12 protein-coding genes are annotated in these 20,371 nt (G+C 61.9%); 9 read left to right on the forward strand and 3 right to left on the reverse strand.

Annotated elements, in window-relative coordinates; genetic code table 11:
* Positions 1–142: 142 nt before the first annotated feature.
* From SH412_RS16245 to SH412_RS16255, 3 genes are all read right to left on the reverse strand, one after another.
* On the reverse strand, positions 143–754 hold the full coding sequence (locus tag SH412_RS16245) for a DJ-1/PfpI family protein (RefSeq protein WP_336519067.1): 612 nt from the start codon (positions 752–754) through the stop codon (positions 143–145).
* 119 nt (positions 755–873) lie between these two features.
* Positions 874–2,604, reverse strand: coding sequence for a thiamine pyrophosphate-binding protein (locus SH412_RS16250; protein WP_419555812.1), 1,731 nt, complete (start codon positions 2,602–2,604; stop codon positions 874–876).
* Between the two features lie 308 nt (positions 2,605–2,912).
* Complete coding sequence (locus tag SH412_RS16255) at positions 2,913–3,776, reverse strand: type 1 glutamine amidotransferase domain-containing protein (RefSeq protein ID WP_336519069.1); 864 nt, start codon at positions 3,774–3,776, stop codon at positions 2,913–2,915.
* A gap of 536 nt (positions 3,777–4,312) precedes the next feature.
* Here SH412_RS16255 and SH412_RS16260 point away from each other — a divergent pair.
* The 9 genes from SH412_RS16260 to SH412_RS16300 all read left to right on the forward strand — a co-directional run bounded on the left by SH412_RS16260 (position 4,313) and on the right by SH412_RS16300 (position 20,057).
* Positions 4,313–4,759 carry a hypothetical protein gene (locus SH412_RS16260; RefSeq protein WP_336519070.1) on the forward strand — a complete coding sequence of 149 codons (447 nt, stop codon included), beginning with the start codon at positions 4,313–4,315 and terminating at the stop codon, positions 4,757–4,759.
* A gap of 168 nt (positions 4,760–4,927) precedes the next feature.
* Positions 4,928–5,341, forward strand: a complete 414-nt coding sequence (locus SH412_RS16265) for a nuclear transport factor 2 family protein (RefSeq protein ID WP_336519071.1) — start codon at positions 4,928–4,930, stop codon at positions 5,339–5,341.
* A gap of 160 nt (positions 5,342–5,501) precedes the next feature.
* Positions 5,502–6,719 (forward strand): aldo/keto reductase, encoded by a 1,218-nt coding sequence (locus tag SH412_RS16270; protein WP_336519072.1) that lies wholly within the window; start codon positions 5,502–5,504, stop codon positions 6,717–6,719.
* 154 nt (positions 6,720–6,873) lie between these two features.
* On the forward strand, positions 6,874–8,421 hold the full coding sequence (locus tag SH412_RS16275) for a GMC family oxidoreductase (protein WP_336519073.1): 1,548 nt from the start codon (positions 6,874–6,876) through the stop codon (positions 8,419–8,421).
* Between the two features lie 71 nt (positions 8,422–8,492).
* Positions 8,493–8,939, forward strand: coding sequence for a VOC family protein (locus tag SH412_RS16280; protein ID WP_336519074.1), 447 nt, complete (start codon positions 8,493–8,495; stop codon positions 8,937–8,939).
* A gap of 617 nt (positions 8,940–9,556) precedes the next feature.
* Positions 9,557–10,285, forward strand: coding sequence for a sulfatase-like hydrolase/transferase (locus SH412_RS16285; protein WP_336519075.1), 729 nt, complete (start codon positions 9,557–9,559; stop codon positions 10,283–10,285).
* Positions 10,179–10,655, forward strand: a complete 477-nt coding sequence (locus tag SH412_RS16290) for a sulfatase-like hydrolase/transferase (protein WP_336524167.1) — start codon at positions 10,179–10,181, stop codon at positions 10,653–10,655. The genes SH412_RS16285 and SH412_RS16290 overlap by 107 nt, the downstream gene beginning before the upstream one ends.
* A gap of 1,072 nt (positions 10,656–11,727) precedes the next feature.
* On the forward strand, positions 11,728–15,030 hold the full coding sequence (drmD, locus tag SH412_RS16295; RefSeq protein WP_336519076.1) for a DISARM system SNF2-like helicase DrmD: 3,303 nt from the start codon (positions 11,728–11,730) through the stop codon (positions 15,028–15,030).
* Positions 15,030–20,057 (forward strand): Eco57I restriction-modification methylase domain-containing protein, encoded by a 5,028-nt coding sequence (locus SH412_RS16300; RefSeq protein WP_336519077.1) that lies wholly within the window; start codon positions 15,030–15,032, stop codon positions 20,055–20,057. Before drmD ends, SH412_RS16300 begins: the two co-directional genes overlap by 1 nt.
* The last annotated feature ends 314 nt before the right edge of the window (positions 20,058–20,371 follow it).

Raw genomic sequence — 20,371 nt, forward strand, 5'->3', positions numbered from 1 at the left:
CTGCAGTGGCCGGATCGCTTCATTCGCTGATTGCGATTGATCGCGGGGCCGGGAAGGCTGATGCACGAATCGGTGAGCCGGAACACGACGGAGTCACATCGACTGTCGCAGTCGACGCGGGGAATTCCCTCGCGCCGAGGGTTCAGCGGGCGGCGGCCAGGAGCCGTTCGGCTTTCGCGCTGGGGGACGCGTTGCCGAGGATCTCGATGATCTGCCTGGCGAACAGATGGCAGTGCTTGCCAGTCCGTCCGGTCACCAGATCGCCGTCGACGACAACGTCTTCGTTAACGTACCGGGCGCCGTAGGCGATGGCGTCGCCGTGAAGATTGTTGTGGCAGACGAGGTTGCGACCGCGAATGACTTCGGTGATGGGGGCGCAGAGCCACAGACCGTGGCAGATGATTCCCTTCAGAATGTGTTCATTCTCGAAGGCGCGCTTCAGGAAGGTGCAGGCGGGCGGAAGCTCCTCGACGCTTTCGGTGTAGCGGAGCCGGTCCGACACCATGCCCGACGGGACGATGATCGCATCGAACTGGGCCAGGTCTTCGTCGCTCATGTTCTCGAACGATTCGTGGCAGCGGAACGGCGCCTTGAGCTCGTGCCCCTCGAAGGTGATTTCCGAGTTTCCCCACATCCGGCTCAGGAATCGGACGGTGGCCCCTTCTTCCGCGAACCGGAAGTCGTAGTAGAAGATCTCGTTCTCGTAGAAATCGCTTTCGATCAGAATTCCGATGGTCTTGCCCGAGAGACGCATACGGTGTCCTTTGAGGTCGGAGGTGAGTTACGTGACTGAATTCGAGGTCAGTGGGTGATTTGCGTTGAGTTCCCGATCACTGGCAGCAGCCCGGCCGTGAGACAGGGCCAGGGCGAGCGTCACTGTCCGCAGCGGAGATTCACCAGTTCGGGGTGGATGTCCCCTTCGATGATGACGTCGAGCAGAAAAGGCCCCTGGTGGTCGAGCATCTGGCGGATGGCGGGCGCGATCTCTTCGGGCCGCTCGATGCGGGCGCCCGCGACTCCCATCGAATTCGCCATCTGGACAAAATCGATCTGCGGCTTCGACAGGTCGAAGCTCAGCGGGAACGGGTGAGCCGCGACGCTCTGTTCCTGCCAGTAGGCGGAGATATTGAGCTGCAGCAGCCGATAGGAGCGGTTGTTGCAGATGATGAACTTGGCATCGACGTTGTGGCGGGCCGCCGACCAGAGAGCCTGGATCGTGTACATGGCGCCGCCATCGCCGGTGACTCCGATCACGGTCTTGCCGGGCATGGCGAGCTTGGCGCCGATGGCGCCGGGGATGCCGACGCCGAGCGAACCGCCGCGGGTCTGGAAGAAGTGCCCCGGGGTCGTCGGGACGCAGTAACGGGTGAGTGCGGGGGAGTTCGTCAGGGCTTCGTCGAAGATGACCGCGTCCGGGGGAAGCTGACGGCCGAGCTCTTCGGCAAACTGCGAGAAGTGGAGTGGAGACGAGTTCCGGACGGCGGCGTCCAGAGCCAGCTCCTTCTCGCGGACAGCGATCTTTGCGGCAGCCAGTTCGGCGGTTCTGCTGCGGGCGGCGCGCACGTCGTCCGCGCTCATTCGCTCGACCAGCAGCGTGGCGAGCCGGCTCAGCGTCAGCTTTGGATCGGCCACGACCCCAAGGTCGACCGGGTGATTCTTGGCGATCTCGTAGGCGTTCAGGTCGACGTGGATCACCTTCGCCCCCGCGGCGAAGATGTCTTCCACCGACGGGAAGACCTCGGGAACCATATAGGTTCCGACGACGAGGTTGACGTCCCCCTTTGTTGTGATCGGGTAGCTGTGTTCTTTGAACATGTGCCCGGTCGCCCCCTGGAAGAGGGGATGGGAGTTGTCCATGTTCAGTTCGCCGCCGTCTACGCTCCAGACTTCCGCCCCGAGCAGTTCGGCGACGCAGGTCAGTTCGGTCTGGGCCTGGGAGAAGGCGACGCCGTCGCCGATGAAGATCATCGGCTTCCGGGAGGCGACGAGCATGTCGGCCGCTGCGCTCAGCAGCCCGTCATCGGGGACGACCCGGGTGGAGGGGAGGGACGTCGGTCGAACCGGCTCGACGACGAGCGCATCCAGTACGTCCTGCGGCAGACAGACATAGACCGGACCCATCGGGGGGGTTGCTGCGATCTTGATGGCCCGGCGGAGGACGCGGAGCGTGGAGGCGGGATCGGTGACCATCGTCGACCACTTGGTGACGGGCCTGGCCATCGCGACGAGATCGGCCGCCATCTGGGCGTCCATGGACTGGTACTTGACGCCGGCGTCTCCGCCGATCACCACGAGAGGCGAGTGGCCGCGATTGGCCTGGTAGAGGGCGCCGATCGAGTTGCCGAGTCCGGGAGAGCTGTGAATCTGGACGACGGTCGGTTTCTGCGTGGCGCGGGCATAACCGTCGGCCATCAGAACCGCGACCGATTCCTGAAGTGTGAGAATGTACTTGAGGCTCGGATAGTCGTGGAGAGCGTCGAGGAAGCCCTGCTCGACCGTTCCCGGGTTGCCGAAGAGATGGCACAGGCCGTCGGCTTCGAGCTGTTCGAGAATTCCGAACCGGCCGGTGCGGGGCGCCGCGGCGCTGCACGCCGGAGCGGTCATTGAGTCGGTCGACGGTTCGGCGAGCGTCGCGGTCAGCATGAGAGATCCTTGGGCGCGTACGTTGAACACAGAATCGAGCGGAAGGCGCTGAGAACCGGGAAGACAACCGGGTGACGGGAAGGCGGTTCGTCCTGCTCGACGACTGCCGCGGCGCGCATCATTTCCCGTCGAAAGAACCAGTTCTCGGTCAGTTGCCCGGTCGGCCGATTCGCGAGAGACGTCGCGAACGGGCGAGAGAATCGAAGCCGGGCGAGCGAATCGGCGGGAGGGCGATTCGGTGGGAATCGCCCTCCCGCGATTCCGAGGTCTTACCAGCCGTATCGCTTGAGGCCGGTCTCCAGCACGTCGACAAGCACCTTGCCGCACTCGCACGACGAGGCGGTCGAGCGGCTGGTGATAAACGGGTAGTCGACGATGACCGACGTCTTGTGGCCGACGTTGCCGATGAACTGGCCTTCGGGTCCCACGGCGTCGCGGAGGATGTGTTCCAGGGGATAGAACGGGGCGCCGAAGTTGACCCAGCCGTTGCCGAAGCCGGTGTTCGTCCCGTCGACGGCGTGCGGACCTTCGAAGCCGGTCCCGTCGAGATAGTCGTAATCGAGCGGATGGCCGGTGACGCGGCGGCCGGTCAGGAGGCTGCGTTTTTCGCGAACGTCGCGGGCAAAGGCCAGGCAGGAGACGCCGTAGCACTCGGCGGCGATCGGCCTGTCGAGCTTCACGAAGCCCAGGATCAGTTCGTGGAGGCGGGAGTTGTTGGCCAGATCGACCAGGGCTCCGCTGCCGCCGACGATCACGAGGGCGTCGTACTTGGTCAGTTCGCTGGCGACGAGGCTGTCGACTTTCTCGTGGAAGGCTTCCATGTCGCGGAGATAGGTGGCCGAGCTAGGGTACGCCCGCTGCGGGAACCAGGCGGCCAGGCTCTTGGGAGAGTCCATCCGGCCGGAGGCGACAATGGCGCGGACCTTGTCGGCCATTTCCTTCGACGTCACGGGACGGCCGAGGGGAGGATCGACGTAGGTCGGGTCCATGCTGACCTGCAGGGCGGTCGGCTTCTTACCGGTCGGCGTGCAGAATTCGACCTTGTAGCCGGCCTTATCACAGGCTTCCAGAGGGCCGATCAGCTCCTCGCCCCAGTAACCCCACTCCGAAACGACGAACAGCACAGTCTTCATGAAAAGGCCTCTTACAGACTCCAGGGAATGGCGGTCGTCCGATGCGGAACGCGCCCGGTCGTACACAGGCTTCCGATTGCAGCGAACGTGACGATTGCGGACGCTGCAGCGGGGATGCCGTCCCGTCTCGTTTTGGAGACGAGCAGGACGCGAACGAACCCTAGGTTACATTCCAGCGATGAAACACAGTCCATGTGGAATTTTCGCATCGACGGGTGCTACAGCGTGCGACCTTGCCGGTGAGACTGATGCTGAGGATCGCGTCAATGCTGCCGCGCAACGGCGAGACATCGAGAGCATTAACGCGTTGCGACTTTCCCGCAGATCGCGAGATGAAGAGATCCCGAATCCGAGGCTCCGATCGGACGGCAACTGAACGCGGGCGTTCTCACAGTGCTTCGCCGTTGCAGGCCGGCGGGGGCTTCCGGCACGCCGGACTCGTGCGGAATTGCGAGAGTTTTCTTCCGATCCCTCGCTGCGTCGAAAACATGATCTATGTTTACACGACTCACCGTTCACTTCCACGAGGTCATGACATGCTGACGACAACCAATACCTTGACCGTTGCCGAAGTTAAGCAGCTTGCGGCGGACTGGTATCAGAAGCTCGACGTTCACGCACCGCTGATCGAACTGCTGCCGCTGCTGGCCGAAGACGATCTGGAAATGGTCTTTCCCGAAGCCACGCTCCACGGCCAGGCCGAGTTCGAGGGCTGGTATGAAGGCGTGATCCGCATCTTCTTCGACGAAGTTCACAGCCTGAAGACCGTCGACGTCACGCTGACCGACGACGGCGCCGATGTCGGGGTTGTCGTCCACTGGGAAGCCAGCGTCTGGAAAGCTCCGGCCCGGAACAGCCAGCGGATCAAGCTCGACGCCTATCAGACCTGGCAAGTGAAGCGTTCGCCGATCAGCGGCAAGCCCGTCATCGTTCGTTACACCGTCGATCGCCTCGAATATGCTGCGGACAGCGCAACATTGTAGACCGCGAATCGGCTCAGCGGCGATCTGACGCACTGCCGGCGTCCTGTGCCGCTGACGGCAGATCCCCGGTTGATGCCCCGTAAATCCGCCCTGTTCACCCTTGCTTGCTTCCGTCCACGGTGTGTCGGAAGTTGCTCCGGACGTGACTCAAAACCAAGGTTTCCTGCGATGCCCGCGACTCTCGCTCCGACCGCGAATGTTCCCGACACGAAACTCGGCCGGCTCTACGAAGAGCACATCCGGCTGATCCTTGCCAAGGACATTGAGAGCATTCTCGATCAGTACACCGATGACGCCGTGCTGATCAGCAGCTTCGAGAAGAAGCCTCTCTATTTCCGCGGCCGGGAAGAGTTGCGCGAGCACTTCCAGGGGATTCTGGGCATTGAGGGGCTGCAGTCGAATGTCGCCTTCTGGGGCGAGACGCAGAATCCTGAGACGCTGATGGTCGTCGAAGCGATCACGATGCAGACTCCCGACGGGGAAGCGAAGATGCGGTTCGCCGACAGTTGGGTGCTCCGCGACGGCCGGATCGCCATTCACTTCGCCGGCATGACACAGTACCCCGACGGCTCGGTGGCCTGATTCGCGAGCGAGGCTGCCGGCTGCAGCGCTCTTTGGAATACGAGAATCTGAGTCGTTACTTGCGGGAGTCGTTCTCTCCGCACGGCATTCACGGTCCGCGTGCGTCTTCAGTTGATTGCTGATCACGCTGTGCTTCAGCACTGCCTTTCCAGGAAATCCCATGAAGTACAAACTCCTCGGCCGCAGCGGCCTGCGCGTCTCCGAACTCTGTCTCGGCTGCGCCACATTCGGCACCAACTGGGGAACGATCGGCTCCGATAAGCGGGAGAGCGGCCGGATCTTCGACGCCTTCGTCGAAGCGGGCGGCAACTTCATCGATACGTCGAACCGCTACCAGGAAAGCCAGTCCGAGGAGTTTCTCGGGACATTCATCCAGGCCGACCGCGACAGCCACGTCGTGGCGACGAAATACTCGCTGTTCGACGGGCACACGAAGGGGACCGACCCCAACGCGTCCGGCAATCACCGCAAGAATCTGATGCGGTCGATCGAGGGGAGCCTGAAGCGGCTCGGCACCGACTACGTCGACCTGCTCTGGATCCACATCTACGACTTCACGACGCCGATCGACGAGATTCTGCGCGGACTCGACGACCTCGTCTGCCAGGGCAAGGTGAACTACGTCGGCGCGTCGAATTTCCCCGCCTGGTGGCTGGCGAAGGCCAACACGATGGCCGACTTCCAGGGGAAGACGCCGTTCATTGCGACACAAGTCGAGTACAGCATTGTCGAGCGGTCGTGCGAGCCCGAGTTCCTGCCGATGGCGCACGAATTCGATATCGGGCTCGTCTGCTGGTCGGCCCTCGCCGGCGGCATGGCGACCGGCAAATACAACCGGGGCGCTCCGACGGCCGGCGAACTGCTGCGGCTGGCGGACGAAATTCCCGCCGAGAAACGCCACTACTGGCACGCGATGACCGAACGCAATCTGCGAATCATGGACAGCGTGGTCAAGGTCGCCGACGAGATCGGGCGACCGGCGGGGCAGGTCTCGCTCCGCTGGCTGATGCAGCAACCGGTCGTGACGGTGCCGATCTTCTCGGCCCGAACCGCCGACCAGTGCCGCGAAGACATGGGCGCGTGCGACTTCGAACTGACTCCCGAGCAGATGCAGGCCCTGACAATCGCCAGCCGGCCGGCCGTCGCGTCAATCATGCCGGATGTCGGAGCCTATCCGTACCCGATGCTCGAATATGGCAGCCCTGCCCTGCCCGAGTTCTACTCGCGGGGCCTGCTGTTCGGCGGTGTCGAAGACAAGATCATCAATCACCGCCGGCTGCTGCCGTACCAGTATCACCGCGCGCAACCGGATGCCGCCTCAGCGCCGGCGGCCGCTCCGTCGCCGTCCGCGGAGCCTGTCCTGGTCGGCGCGACCTGAATCGTCGACGACGAATGAGAGGCGCGCCTGCGATCCCGGCTCCCGACGTCTTTGTCGGGAGCTGAATCGCGTGAGGGCGCCTCGGTGTTTCCGAGGTCTCGTTCAACGCATTGAACGACGTCGGCTTCAAGGCTCACTCCTGATCGGTCGTTGCATGTCTCAAGCTGACTTTGACTACATCGTCATCGGGGCCGGTTCGGCCGGTTGCGTCGTCGCCAATCGACTGAGCGAAGACCCGGCGACCCGGGTGCTGCTGCTGGAGGCCGGCGGGCCCGACGTGAAGCCCGAGATTCACGATCCGAAGGGGTTCGTGGGCCTGATGGGGTCGGACGTCGACTACGCCTATATGTCCGAGCCCGAGCCCGGACTGGAAGGCCGACGCATCCGGTGCAACCGGGGCAAAACGCTGGGCGGCACGAGCGCCACGAACGCGATGATCTTCATCCGCGGACATCGCCTCGACTTCGACCACTGGAACTACCTCGGGAACGAAGGCTGGAGCTACGAGGACGTCCTGCCGTACTTCCGGCGGTCCGAAGACTCCGACTTCGGACAGAACGAGTTCCGCGGCGCTGGCGGTCCGGTCACGCTCTGGCACTCGCCGCGATACGCCGACCCCTCTCCGGCTGCGACCGCGTTCGTGAACGCGGGAGTCGAGGCGGGATTCCGGGGCGGCAAGACCTGGGACTTCAACATCGACGCCGCCGAGCACTCGGTCGGGCACTATCAATTCAACATCACCCGCGACCGCCAGCGGGCGAGCATGGCTGTTGCGTACCTCAACCCAATCCTCAGCCGACCGAACCTGACGATTGTCACTCGGGCTCAGGTGACGCGAGTGGTCCTGGACGGGGCTCGTGCGACGGGGGTCGAGTATCTGCTGGACGGGAAGCTGACGCAGGCTCGCGCCGCGGAAGAGATCGTCGTGAGCGCGGGAGCGTTCGATTCGCCGAAGCTGCTGATGCTTTCGGGCATCGGCGCTGCGGCCGAACTGCGAAAGCATGGCATTGAGCCGCGAGTCGATCTGCCGGGGGTCGGACAGAACCTGCAGGATCACCTGCTGATGCCGAACATGTTCCGGGCGAAGCAGCCGCAGCCGGTCCCGCCGCTGCTTGCGGAGGCGGGGATGCTCGAACGGACGCGTTCCGGATTGAGCGCCGCAGCGCCCGACCTGCAGATCAACTTCAACGCGACGATTCCGCAGATCGTTCCCGCGGATTGCCCGCCGCACGATGGCAGCTTCACGATCATCACGATTCTCGTGAAGCCGCAGAGCACGGGGTTCGTGGCGCTTCGCGACGGCAATGCCGCTTCGGCTCCGGTGATTCAGAACAACTATCTGCAATGCGAAGCCGACATGCAGGTGCAGCTCAAGGCGATTGCCCTCTGTCGCGAGCTGGTGCACACGCGGGCGTTCGCCGGCATTCAGGACGGCCAGCTCCTGCCGGGCGAGAACTCCAGCGAGTCCGAGCTGCGGCACTATGTCCGGACGCACGCATCCACCATCTGGCATCCGGTCGGCACGTGCAAGATGGGGCACGACCGTCTGGCGGTGGTCGACCCGCAGCTTCGCGTGCATGGCGTGGAAGGCCTGCGCGTCGCCGACGCCTCGATCATGCCGAGCATCGTCAGTGCAAATCCGAACGCGGCGATCATCATGATCGGCGAAAAGGCTTCAGATCTGATTCGAAAGAAGTCGTAGGCTCGACAGTTCCATGGCCCGTCACCCGGCGGCTGAGAGTGCCGCGATCCCCTGGATTACCGAGGAATACAATGCAGTTTTCCCACGTGGCCCTCAACTGCCGCGACATGGCCGCCACCGAGCAGTTCTACTCGCAGCACTTCGGCTTCCGACGCGCGCGGGTCATTGACCTTGGCAGCGACCAGATCGTATTCCTCAAGTCGGGGAGCATGTATCTGGAACTGTTCCGGTCGACCGGGGAACCGCCCGCCGCTCCTCCCGAGAAGGACGGCCCCGCCTGGCCGGGCGTCCGTCATCTTGCGTTTCAGGTGGATGATGTCGACGCCGCGCTGGCGGAGATCGGCGACGACGCGGTTGTCACGCTGGGTCCGCTGAGCTTCGACTCTTTCATTCCTGGCTGGCGGACTGCCTGGGTGAAGGACCCCGACGGCAACATTGTCGAAGTCAGCCAGGGATTTGTCGACGAGTTCGAGCTGGACGCCGTCGCGACGACATTGGAGCTGGCACTTCAGAAGTAAGCCGGCTGATGTTCAAAGCTCTGCTTTCGTTGCGTTCAAACGGCCTGCCGGACGTTCGAGAAATGCCGCGCACAGCCCGTTCACACCTGCGGCTCGCTCGCGGCCATATGTTTCACGAACCAGCAGGCTCCACCGGCCCGACTGATAGGGAGCTGGTCAACGAGCACAGGCTGCGGTCGTTCGTTTTCCACGCCGCGTCGGTCAAATTAGCGGGGCAATTCCGACGTCCCGTGTAAAGTACGAATCCAATTCAAGGCGGACCTCAGATTTCTAGAGGGACTGACCTCCGGCCCCGCAGCCATGGCTGCGGGGCCGGTTTCGTTGACTGACTCTGCCTCCGAAGCCGAGCCGGTCAGGAGAGTGCGGCTTCGGTGACAGGACGCCGCTCGACTCTCTTCATCTGGGGCGACGCGATTCCGCCAGCAACTCGCGGCGGCTTTCCGGGACATCCAGATCCTATTGCGGCTCGAAATCGGCGCTGCGCAGGCGTCACACGGAAGCCGTGATTCAGGGGGCACGTTCTAGTCCAATACCTCCCACATCTCACGGCTGCGCCGATTTCACTGGCGTTGCGATCTCCTCCCCGTCGTCAGGCACATGAACGGAGAGATTCCCCCATGGACCGAATCGTCCAATCCGTCGTTCTCACCGTCACCCTGCTGACTGGCGAGTCGGCCTGGTCACAGCAGACCAGGCCCAACATTGTCTATATCATGGCGGACGACCTGGGGAACGCCGGCCTTGGAGATCGTGGCGGAAACATCAAGACTCCGAATATCGACAAGCTCGCCACCGAAGGCGTGCGGCTGGAGTCATTCTACGGCCAGCCGGTCTGCACTCCCGCGCGAACCGCGCTCATGACCGGGCGATATCCGATGCGGTACGGCTTGCAGACGGTCGTCATCTTTCCGAGTCACTCCTACGGTTTGCCGACCGACGAGCGCACTTTGCCGCAGGCGCTCAAGGACGTCGGTTACAAGACTCTGATGGTCGGCAAACGGCACCTCGGAACGCCGATAAGAAGTTCTGGCCGCAGAATCGCGGCTTCGATTATTTCTACGGGAACGTCATCGGCGAAGTCGACTACTTCACGCGCGAGCGAGGCGGCATCATCGACTGGCAGCGCAACGGTACGTTTCTCAAAGAAGGCGGATATTACACGAAGCTCATTGGCGACGACGCGGTCAAACTCATTGATGAGCAGGACGGGAGCAGCCGTTCTTCCTCTACTTTGCGTCGCTGGCGCCTCATGCTCCCTACCAGGCGCCGGACGATTACATCAGACAGCATGCTTCCGCGAAGGACGAAATCTGGCGCACGTACGCCGGGATGATCACATGCCCTGATGACCAGATCGGGCGAGTCGTTTCCGCGCTGGAAAAGAAGGGCGTCCGCAACAACACGATCATTCACTTTTCCAGCAATAACGGAGGAGCAATCAATGCCATGTTTGCCACTGGAGCGCGCTCGCCCGAAGAGCGAAACGAGAGCGGCGGCGTCGGTCTGGGCGCCAAACCTCCCGCTTCCAATGGCCAGCTCCGTGGCGGCAAAGCGTCGCTGCACGAGGGGGGCGTGCGAGTTCCGGCGTTCGTCAACTGGCCGGGCGAGCTCCATCCGCGGACGGTGAATGAGCCCGTGCATATGGTCGATGTCATGCCCACGCTCCTGAATCGCGCAGGGGGGGAAACGGAGCGACGATCATCCGTTCGACGGTAAAGACTTGTGGCCGACAATCGCCGAACGGAAGCCGTCCCCGAACGAGGACATTCTAATCCAGGTGGAGGCGATCCGTGGCGCCGTCCGCAAAGGCGATTGGAAGCTCATCAGACTTGCGACTCTCCCGGGCAAAACGGAGCTCTATAACCTCGCGAAGGATCCGTGTGAAACAACCAATGTCGCGGAGCAGAATCCGGAAATCGTCCGCGATCTTCAGGCACGGCTGATACCGTACGCCCGTGAGCAGAAACCGGCCGAGCGGATCAGGCTCAGCCACAATTCGTCGGATATCAAGGCAAGACCGCCTTCGACCCCGACTTCGATATTGACGACGGAGGCCTGCCTCACGACAAGCCGCCGCTTCCGAAAGAGTGCACGATCCGATTGACAGAGGATCGCACGAGTTTCTGTGAACTCCTTTCGACGCCATTGGCTGTCGGACGCTGTCGCGCGAGCGCGACTTCGATCCGTAAAAGCGAAAACCCCTCCGAGGATGTCCAATTGGACATCCTCGGAGGGGTGCGAGTCGGGATGACAGGATTTGAACCTGCGACCTCTACGTCCCGAACGAGTCGGCACAGGGTTCCAAATGAGACCCCGTCAGCACTTACGGCGACGAATGTAGGCCGTTGCACCACTGGTTGCACTCGCGAAGCCGTTTCTGCGAACGAGCGGCCCGCTGGAGACTTCGCTGCCGCCCTGGCGATGATTGCCGCCCTGCCCCTCTCGGATGTGGAACGGGCAAACGCGGTCCGGCGGTTGCTTTCCGGCTGGAAGTGAGGTTCGGCGGCGGGCATCTCAGTCCGCGCGGCATTGAGAAGGTACGAGCTGACGGACCGTTCGAGGGGAACCGGCCTCTCTCAATCTTGGCCCGCCAAGTCGACAATCCTTTCAGTCGAATCGTCCCCGTTCGATTCGGTCGCTTCGCCCCAGTTCCGCGGACGTTTCGAGATCACAAGCCCGCGGCACTTGCTACTCCCCCCTGATGGGTTGTACGGTTGTTGCACTGCACAGAGTTAAGCGGCGCTGAACTGGGAGGGGACCTCCCGCTTTAACCGGTGGGAGAATCTCGGTGTCTCGATCCGTTTCGATTCCCGAAGTCGGCCAGGCCGTTAGAGTTAGGAATCGCCTTGCCACGGTCAGGGCCGTCGAACCTTACGATAGCAGACTGCCGGACGGTCGCCTTCATATCGTCGAACTCGAATACCTGGACGATTTTCGGTACCCGGAGTCAGAACAACTCCTCTGGGAAGTAGAAGCGACTGCTGAGCCGCTCGGGAAAACGACCCTGCCCAGCGTGGACGCGAATCGTCCAGATAGTCCAGGAGCACTCCAGGCGTTCGTCAACGCTCACCGCTGGACCCGCCTCAACCGACTGCGAGAGAAGGACGGTATCGAGGACGAGCCGCTGTTGGGAGTCTGGAATTCGGCAATTCAGGTTCATCCGTACCAGTTGGAGCCGGTGATTCGTGCGCTCTCGATGCCCCGCGTCAGTCTGCTTCTGGCGGACGGAGTGGGGCTTGGAAAGACGATCCAATCCGGGTTGGTGCTGGAAGAACTGCTGCTCCGGCGGCGAATCCGCCGCATTCTCGTCGTCTGCCCGGCGATGCTTCAGCGCCAGTGGAAGTACGAACTGCGGCGGAAGTTCAATCTCGACTTCGAGCTGATCGATTCAGATTCGACCTTTCAGCTTCGCCGCCGCATGGGCATCGACACGAATCCCTGGAAAGCATTCCCGCGGATCATCACGTCGATGGATTACCTGCGGATGCCGGACGTGCTCCAACAGTTCCTGCAGGCGTCGGATGCCGGTCCCGAAGCCGAATCCAATGGACGCGCCCTGCCCCACGCCCCGTGGGATCTGATGATCGTCGACGAGTGCCATCATTTCGCCCCTCAGAGCGGAAGTCGGACGAGTCAACGAACCCGGATGTTGCGGGAAATCCGCTTCCTATTCGAACACCGGATATTTGCCTCGGCGACACCGCACAACGGCAAGACCGTTTCGTTCACCGGTCTGCTCGAACTGCTCGACCCCATTCGATTTCAGATGGCGGTCGAGATGGACGAGACCGACCGGAACAATTTGAAAGAAGTCCGTATCCGGCGGCTGAAGGACGACATCAACAAGAGTTCGTTTCGCCCTCCGTTTGCCGAGCAGTTGCCGCCGATTCAATTGCCGATCAAACTCTCACCCAAAGAGTCGGCGCTCTACGATGCGCTGCGGGAATACCGCAACCACGGACAGGCAGCCCTTGCCAAGGCTTCCGCGGGAGAACGCTGGCTTGGGCAATTCATCTACTCGCTGCTCACGAAGCGGCTGCTATCGTGCCCCTATGCATTCGCGCGAACCTGGTGGCGGCACGTCGAGGAGGAAGCTCCGGACGACTCCAGGACGCTGTTCGACATGGCCCGTGTGTCGGCAGAACGGGCCGAAGAGCAGACCAAGAGCGACGACGAGCGGTCTCTCCTGGAAGACGACGCTGCCCGGTACAGCGGCGCTTACTTCCGATCCCACGGGAATTCCATCAGCGATCTGCAGGGCCGGGTGAAGCGGGCTCTTGAAGCCCTCGGCTACGATCGTAGGACGGCCGAAGACCCTGGCAAGTTGCCAGCGCTCGCCAAGAAATCAGATTCGAAGACGGAAGCTCTCGTCGATTGGATCGAAAAGAACCTCTTCGCCGAAGGCGTGCTTCGCGACGACGAGCGGCTGATCGTCTTTACGGAATACAAGGAAACGCTGTTCTTTCTGGAGCAGCGGTTGCTGCAGGTGCCGGGATTTGACAAGAACACGCTGCGTTTGCTCTACGGCGGCATGAGCCCGGATGACTTTGAGGCTGTCAAAGGCGAATTCGAGGACAAGACTTCGGCCGCACGACTCCTGCTGGCGACCGATGCCGCCTCCGAAGGCATCAACATGCAGGAGGAATGCCGCTGGATCATCCACTACGACATCCCGTGGTCCCCTTCGAAGATCGTGCAACGGAACGGGCGCGTCTCCCGTCATGGGCAGACCCGCGACGTGTCAGTCCATTATTTCTGCTCCAGCGAAGATGAGGATCTCGACTTCCTCGCATACGTTGCCAAGAAAGTCAGCACGATTAAGGACGATCTGGGAAGTGTCGAACGGGTCTTTGACGCGGCCATTCACCGGCACTTCGAGGGGCGAAAAATCGAACAGCGACAGATCGATTTTGCCGTCCAGGACGAGATTAAGAAGAGCCCTGAAGGGGTTGACCTGGGCCATTCCTCAGAGAGCGACATCCGCGACCTGGAGAGGCGTGCCCGACAACTGCTCGAAGGGACTGATGCCCGGCTGGGAATTTCTCCCGAGGCGCTGGTGCAGATTCTGCGAACTGCGATTGCCGTGGAAGGTCAAGGGGCACTGGACGACATTCCGGACCGGCCTGGCTTCTATCGACTGAGGCCCCCGCCGCGCTGGGAGGGACTGACGCGCCAGACCCTCACCGTCGGGTCCCGTACGGATCGTATGGAGCTGTGTTTCGATGCCGCCGCCGTGGAGGAAGAAATCTCCGGTCGGCGCATCATGCGACTCAAGAAGCATCAGGTCCTGATGCGGCTCGGTCACCCGCTGATGCGTCAGGCGATGGCGACACTGTCCCGTCAGTTGCATGAACCACTGGGGAATGACGCCGTTTTCCGCTGGTCGATAGCGGCTCTCCACCGCTCCGGTTTCGATGCCCTGCTGGTGTTTCATTACACCGTCACCGCCATCAATGAACTGCGAGAGCCATTGCACGATGAGGTCTTCTCGACGGTCCTGCGGATTGAAGGCGACCGGTTGTCTCCCGTCGACGATGACTTCGAGCGGCTCGTGCTTGGGAGCGAGTTTCTGCCGGTCAAATCTGCGGAACGCCGGGATGGCTGGGTGCGGACGATTCGGAGTCACTGGTTCCAGCACAGGGGCGAACTCGAAGCTCTGCTGAAGCGGCAGGAGGGAGAAATTCGCCTGGTGCTGGAACGCCGGGCACAGGTGACGCTGCAACGGGAACTGGACGCCGAGGCAGAAAGCTACCGTTATCGACTCAAGGAACTTCAGGACCGCAGCCGCGAACAGGAATTGAGCAAACTGGCCAAGGAACTGCTGCGAGAGCAGGCGGAAGCCCAGCAGCCGCAACTGTTCGAAGAAATTCAGGAAGATGCCAAATTGCGGGTGCAGGACATCGAAGAGCAGATGAACGTGCTGCGCCAGGACGTGGATCGGACGAGGCACCTGCTCACGAAGGAGCGGGATCACCGCTTGAATACCGTTCTGCCGAAGCGATTCACACTTCTGGACGGCTCGACTGGCGTCCGAGTTCTGCCGCTCGCTCTGACGTACCTCATCCCGGCCACGGCGGAGGATCTTCGCTAATGAGCCAATCTGACACCGCACATGCCTGGTGGTCTCGGCTGCGGCACCAGGGGCTTCTGCTGTCGCCGGTCGTGATGATCGAGCGATTTCCCGAAGTCCCTCCGGCCGCCCCGTTTCATGCCAGGAACCGACTTCGGGACGCGCACACGCGCCTCACTTCGCGTCCAGTCGCTTCCCGCGGCGAGGCCGAGCGAGACCCGGCGGCCGTTCTCGGTTTCGTCGACTCGCTTCTGGAACACTTCATCGGACATCCGGCGGGCCGACTGGCCCGGCAGCATTCGATTCCCGAGAACCTGACCGTTGCCGTTCGCATTGGCTCACGGTCCGAGACAATCAAACCGCATCGCGTTCTTTTCGCGGACGACGGCTGCAACTCGCCGGCGCTGCTGGTGATGGCAGATACTTCGGCGCAGGTCGGCCGCGGGCGTGGGCGAACCGCGTACGCCCGATTCCTCGAACTGCTCCGCGGGACCGGGCACCGGTTGGGGCTGCTTACCAATGGCGAGCAGTTCCGGCTGATCTACGCCGGCCTGGACTTCGAGTCGTGGTGCGAATGGGAGAGCGAACGCTGGTTCGATGACGGCGAGGGGACTGAAGAGCTGCACGGATTGCGGCAGCTTCTGTCGCCCGCGTCGCTGCAGCCGGTCAAAGACGGCGTTTCCAGCTTGCTCGATGCCGTCGAGGAGTCCCGCAAGCGCCAGGCCGATCTGTCGAGCGTACTGCGGGAAAACGTTCGCCAGGCCATCGAATTGCTTCTCGAAGAAGTCTCCAACGCCAACCGGACAAAGTCCGACCTGCTCGCCGCGCTGGTGACTCATGGAGACCGGAGCCTTTCCGATGCCGAGGCCCATGAAGCACTGCTGCAGGCCAGCGTGCGCGTCGTGATGCGGCTCGTCGTTTGTCTGTTCGCCGAGTCCCGCCAGCTCCTGCCGGTCAACGATCCGGTTTACGACCACTCCTACGGCGTCCGGTCGCTTTACGAACTGCTCGACGAGGCGACGCGGCACGAAGGGGGTACCCATGTCCTGCTCAGTCGGAATACGGCCTGGCCGCGGCTGATGGCGCTGTTCCGGCTCGTCCACTGCGGCTCGGCCCACGGGGCGTTTCCGTTGCGACCGTACGGCGGCGTGCTCTTCCGTCCGGGGGATGCGACGAGCGACGATGCCGTTGCCCGGGCGCTGCATATTCTGGAACACGACGTCGCGGTCAGCGATGTGACGATTTACTACGTGCTGCGGAAGCTGCTGCGCGGACCGCTCCCCGTCCTGCGCGGGCGTGCCAAGACGTTCGTGGAGGGGCCGGTCGATTACACCGATCTGCGGACGGAGTTTATCGGACTCATCTATGAGGGATTGCTCGACTACCGCCTGAAGCGGACCGACGAGCAGACCGGGCCGCAGGTGTTTCTGAATATCGGTCGGGAGCCGGTCCTGCCCCTCTCCCGGCTGACGGACATGCTGCAGAACGACAAGAAGGGGCTCAAGGACCTGCTGACGACGCTCCGCAAGGAGAAGGTCACGGCGACGGCGGCCGATGATACGGAAGAGAGCGACGAAGAGGCCGAGGAGCCGGCTGACGCCACGGACGAAACCGCCACGGATGACGCCGTCGAAATTGAGGCGGGCACCGACGAACTATTGCGCTCCGGCGATTTCCTCGATGCCGTGGAAGCTGCGCTCGGCTGGGCCAGGGATGCGGTGACCCTGGCCGGGCTGGTCAGCAGGCAGGGACGCAGAGAGACCGACAGCGAGTACCGGAACCGCATCGACGCCGAATCGAAGAAGCTGATCCGGCGGGTCGTCTCGCACGGCGAGTTCTATCTCGTCCGGGCCGGCAACACCCGCAAGGGGACGGGGACGTTCTACACCCGGCCGCAACTGGCCGTGCCGACAACCCATCGCACGCTGCAGCCCCTCTGCTACGACAAAGCCGAGGACGGCTCGCTGATTCCCCGGAAGCCTGAGGACATCCTTGGCCTGAAGGTCTGCGACCCGGCGTGCGGCTCGGCGTCGTTTCTCGTCGCGGCGCTGCACTACCTGACCGAGGCGCTGTACCGGTCGCTCTGTCATCACCGCCAGCTCGACACGCCGGCCAAGGCGAAGAAGATCACCCTGCCGTTCGGCCGGTCGCGGACCAATACCGAGGCCGATCAGCTTGTGCCGTTCGCTCCCGACGACAAGCATCGAGGGCACCTGTTCGAGGATCGGATCAAGGCATTGCTGCGACGGCACGTTGTCGAGCGATGCATTTACGGCGTCGACATCAACCCGCTGGCGGTGGAGCTGGCGCGAGTGTCGTTGTGGGTGGAAACGCTCGATCCCGAACTTCCGTTCTCGTTCCTCGATCACAAGGTGAAGGTGGGGAACGCCCTGGTCGGTTGCTGGCTGGACCGGGTGGAGGACTATCCCCTCAAGGCGTGGGAGCGGGAGGGGGGCGACGGCAAGGATGGTCCCCGCACGCAGCGAATCGAGACGTTCCTCAAGGGGGACAAGATCGGCAACCGGCGTTCGGGGGACGGTCGCATCAAGCAGGAGATGCGGCAGGTCATCGAAGCCAAGTTCGGCAACGCGCCCCGGCTGTTCGCGACAGCGACAGACACCTCCGAAAGCGTCATTACCGAAACGCGGGCGGAATACGAGCACGTTCACGACCTGGAATCGTCCGATCCCGACGAGCGGGAGCGGTACTACCGGCAACACATCGAGAACAGTGAGACACTGCTCACGCTGAAAAGGGCGATGGACGAGTGGTGCGCGGTCTGGTTCTGGCCGAGCGATGACGAGTCGCTCCAGGACACTCCGACGCCGCTGACCTTTCACCGGTCTTCCGAGCGGAAGGACGCAATCGTCGCCCGGCTGCGAGACGAACTGCGGTTTCTGCACTGGGAGCTGGAGTTCCCGGACGTTTTCACGCCCGACCGGAGCGGTTTCGACGGGATGATCGGAAACCCGCCGTGGGACGTGATGAAGCCGAATTCACAGGAGTTCTTCACGGAGTTCGACCCGCTGTATCGCACGTACGACAAGCAGGCGGCTCTGAAAAAGCAGAAGGCCCTGCTGGAGGCACTGCCACACGCCCGCGAGCTGTGGGACGACTACAACGCCCGCTTCAAGTCGCTGGGCAACTGGGCCAAACACGTGGCCGAACCCTTCAATATGGCCCTCTCCCGCGGACGCGACGGTGAAGCACTGGCCAAGCTCTGGGCGAGCCACCGGCAAGCACATCATGGGTATGCTGACGCCCGGCATCCCTTTCGTCTGCAGGGAAGTGCCGACCTGAATCTGTACAAGCTCTTCGCCGAACTGTTCTGGCAGCTGCTGCAGAACGACGGGCGACTTGGTGTCATCTTGCCGACCGGAGTCTATTCGGACCTTGGCACGAAAGACTTGCGAGAGGAACTTCTGAACCACGGTCGCTTAGATCTCTTGTACGCGTTTCAGAATGAGAAGAAGGTATTCGCAGCCGCACATCACTCATTTAAGCAAGTCGCAATTTTTGGAACGCGCGGTGGACACACGCAATCGTTCTCGACTCGCTTCCGAATGGGGGTTGGAAACTCCCCTGAGTCTCACGAGATTCCCGACGATATTCTTCTCAATAGCCGCATGACCCTGCAGTTCACTCCGAGCGAGATTCGGTACAATAGCCCGACTGCGCTGAGTCTAGTCGAACTTAATGACCGACGCGATCTCGATGTGTTTCGAAAGATATACTCGAACTCGTTTCGAATCGGGACAGCTCCTGCCACCTGGAATACGTCCTATGCCGCGGAGTTTCACTCGACCAGCGATTCAAAGTTATTTCCACCGTTAGACGCATGGGAGAAACGCGGGTACGTCCCTGACAGATTTGGGTGTTGGCGTACAGAAAGCGGCGAAACAGCACTCCCTGTATGCCAGGGCGGTATGCTGCACATCCTTGATCCGCAGTATAACGGTTGGGCTAACCGCCAGTGGCGACGACTTCCGACGGACTGCAAGTCATTCTCCCCGCGGGGACTCATGGGCATCGACGACTTTGTACGACATTCAGCGGTAGCGTCCCGACCGCGACTTGCCTATCGTAGAATTGCGCGCACGACGGACACTCGCTCATTTATTTGTTCGTACCTTCCACCGCTCCCTTCTACCGATTCAGTCTTCTTACTCCTCCATGATAACAACGATCCACATCTCCTTTTGCAGCTCTCTTCGATTTTAGGGGCGATGTCGTTCGACTGGGTTCTGCGGCAGCGATTGAGCGGCACGAACATCAGTTGGTTTGTTCTTCAAGAGTGTCCAGTCCCGAGCCGCGTTGCGACCGAGTCTACCACGCATGTAATGACACGGCTTCTTCACAATGCATCCCGACTCAGTCTCCTTCATTGCCGCTTTGCACCTGAATGGCTACGACTGAAGTCTGCTACTTCGGACTTTGACGTACGACAATGGAAGGAATGGTGGGCAGTTACCGAAACAGATCGCGTGCGCCTCCGAGTCGAGGTTGAAGCACTTGTAGCCGATCTCTACGGCCTCGAACGCGACGACTTCGCCTGGATCGTGCGGGACGACCCGAAGGATTCCAAGGGCTTTTACCGGGTTGACCGACAACTCCCCTTCCGGGAACGCCTGACGGGCCTGGCCGCTTCCGCCTTCTGGGCGCTGAAGGACGGCAAGTGGTCGGCCGAAACGGCCGCCGATCTGTCGAACGATGAGTTTTTCGAGATGCTGGGCATTCCCGAGCTGACGAACGCCGAGGCGGCACAGGCAAAGGGCTTGCAGGGGCCGCTGATCCTGAAGCGGGACGGTTGCCACGTCTGGCGGCCCGAGACCTTCCCGGAAGACGACCCCCGCCACGGCTGGACCTGGGACGACTGCTGGAAAGACGCCGTCGCCCTGCTCGGCAGCGAAGAGGCGGTGAGAAAGTACATCGCGGGGGAACCGGAGCCCCCCGAGGCCCCGGCCGCGGCGGAACCGAAGCGGAAGGGGTCGAAGGATTTGTTCGGGAATCCGATTCCAGTGAAACCGAAGCAGAAGAAGATGTTTTGAAGTCCTTTTGTTTCTCAATGCAATGGAGATCGCGATGAGCCGCGTTGTAGTCTTCGATTCAACCGGACGGCAAAAGATCTGGGCAGATGCCGTAGAACTTGAACCTGGCAATGCAGACAGAATGACGTTTTGGTCGCCATTCGAGCCTGCAAATAATCCAGGCACTACTCGCCATTATTTTAATAACCAGATGGGTATTCGAAGCGGTGATGTCTTGGTTCTACGTGACGACGAGGGCGGAATCCAACAAGTCGAGGTGGTCGCGCCGCCAAGGTCAGAACTCGGGAATAACGGACGCACTTTCTTTGAAGTGC

It is taken from the genome of Planctellipticum variicoloris, from assembly GCF_030622045.1.
Classification (GTDB): Bacteria; Planctomycetota; Planctomycetia; order Planctomycetales; family Planctomycetaceae; genus Planctellipticum; species Planctellipticum variicoloris.

Bases quoted from the DNA above. Each gene is read 5' to 3' on its own strand.
- SH412_RS16265 (WP_336519071.1), top strand. From the start codon at position 4,928: ATGCCCGCGACTCTCGCTCCGACCGCGAATGTTCCCGACACGAAACTC.
- SH412_RS16285 (WP_336519075.1), top strand. From the start codon at position 9,557: ATGGACCGAATCGTCCAATCCGTCGTTCTCACCGTCACCCTGCTGACT.
- SH412_RS16280 (WP_336519074.1), top strand. From the start codon at position 8,493: ATGCAGTTTTCCCACGTGGCCCTCAACTGCCGCGACATGGCCGCCACC.
- SH412_RS16245 (WP_336519067.1), bottom strand. From the start codon at position 754: ATGCGTCTCTCGGGCAAGACCATCGGAATTCTGATCGAAAGCGATTTC.
- SH412_RS16260 (WP_336519070.1), top strand. From the start codon at position 4,313: ATGCTGACGACAACCAATACCTTGACCGTTGCCGAAGTTAAGCAGCTT.
- SH412_RS16250 (WP_419555812.1), bottom strand. From the start codon at position 2,604: ATGACCGCTCCGGCGTGCAGCGCCGCGGCGCCCCGCACCGGCCGGTTC.
- SH412_RS16275 (WP_336519073.1), top strand. From the start codon at position 6,874: ATGTCTCAAGCTGACTTTGACTACATCGTCATCGGGGCCGGTTCGGCC.
- SH412_RS16255 (WP_336519069.1), bottom strand. From the start codon at position 3,776: ATGAAGACTGTGCTGTTCGTCGTTTCGGAGTGGGGTTACTGGGGCGAG.
- SH412_RS16300 (WP_336519077.1), top strand. From the start codon at position 15,030: ATGAGCCAATCTGACACCGCACATGCCTGGTGGTCTCGGCTGCGGCAC.
- SH412_RS16270 (WP_336519072.1), top strand. From the start codon at position 5,502: ATGAAGTACAAACTCCTCGGCCGCAGCGGCCTGCGCGTCTCCGAACTC.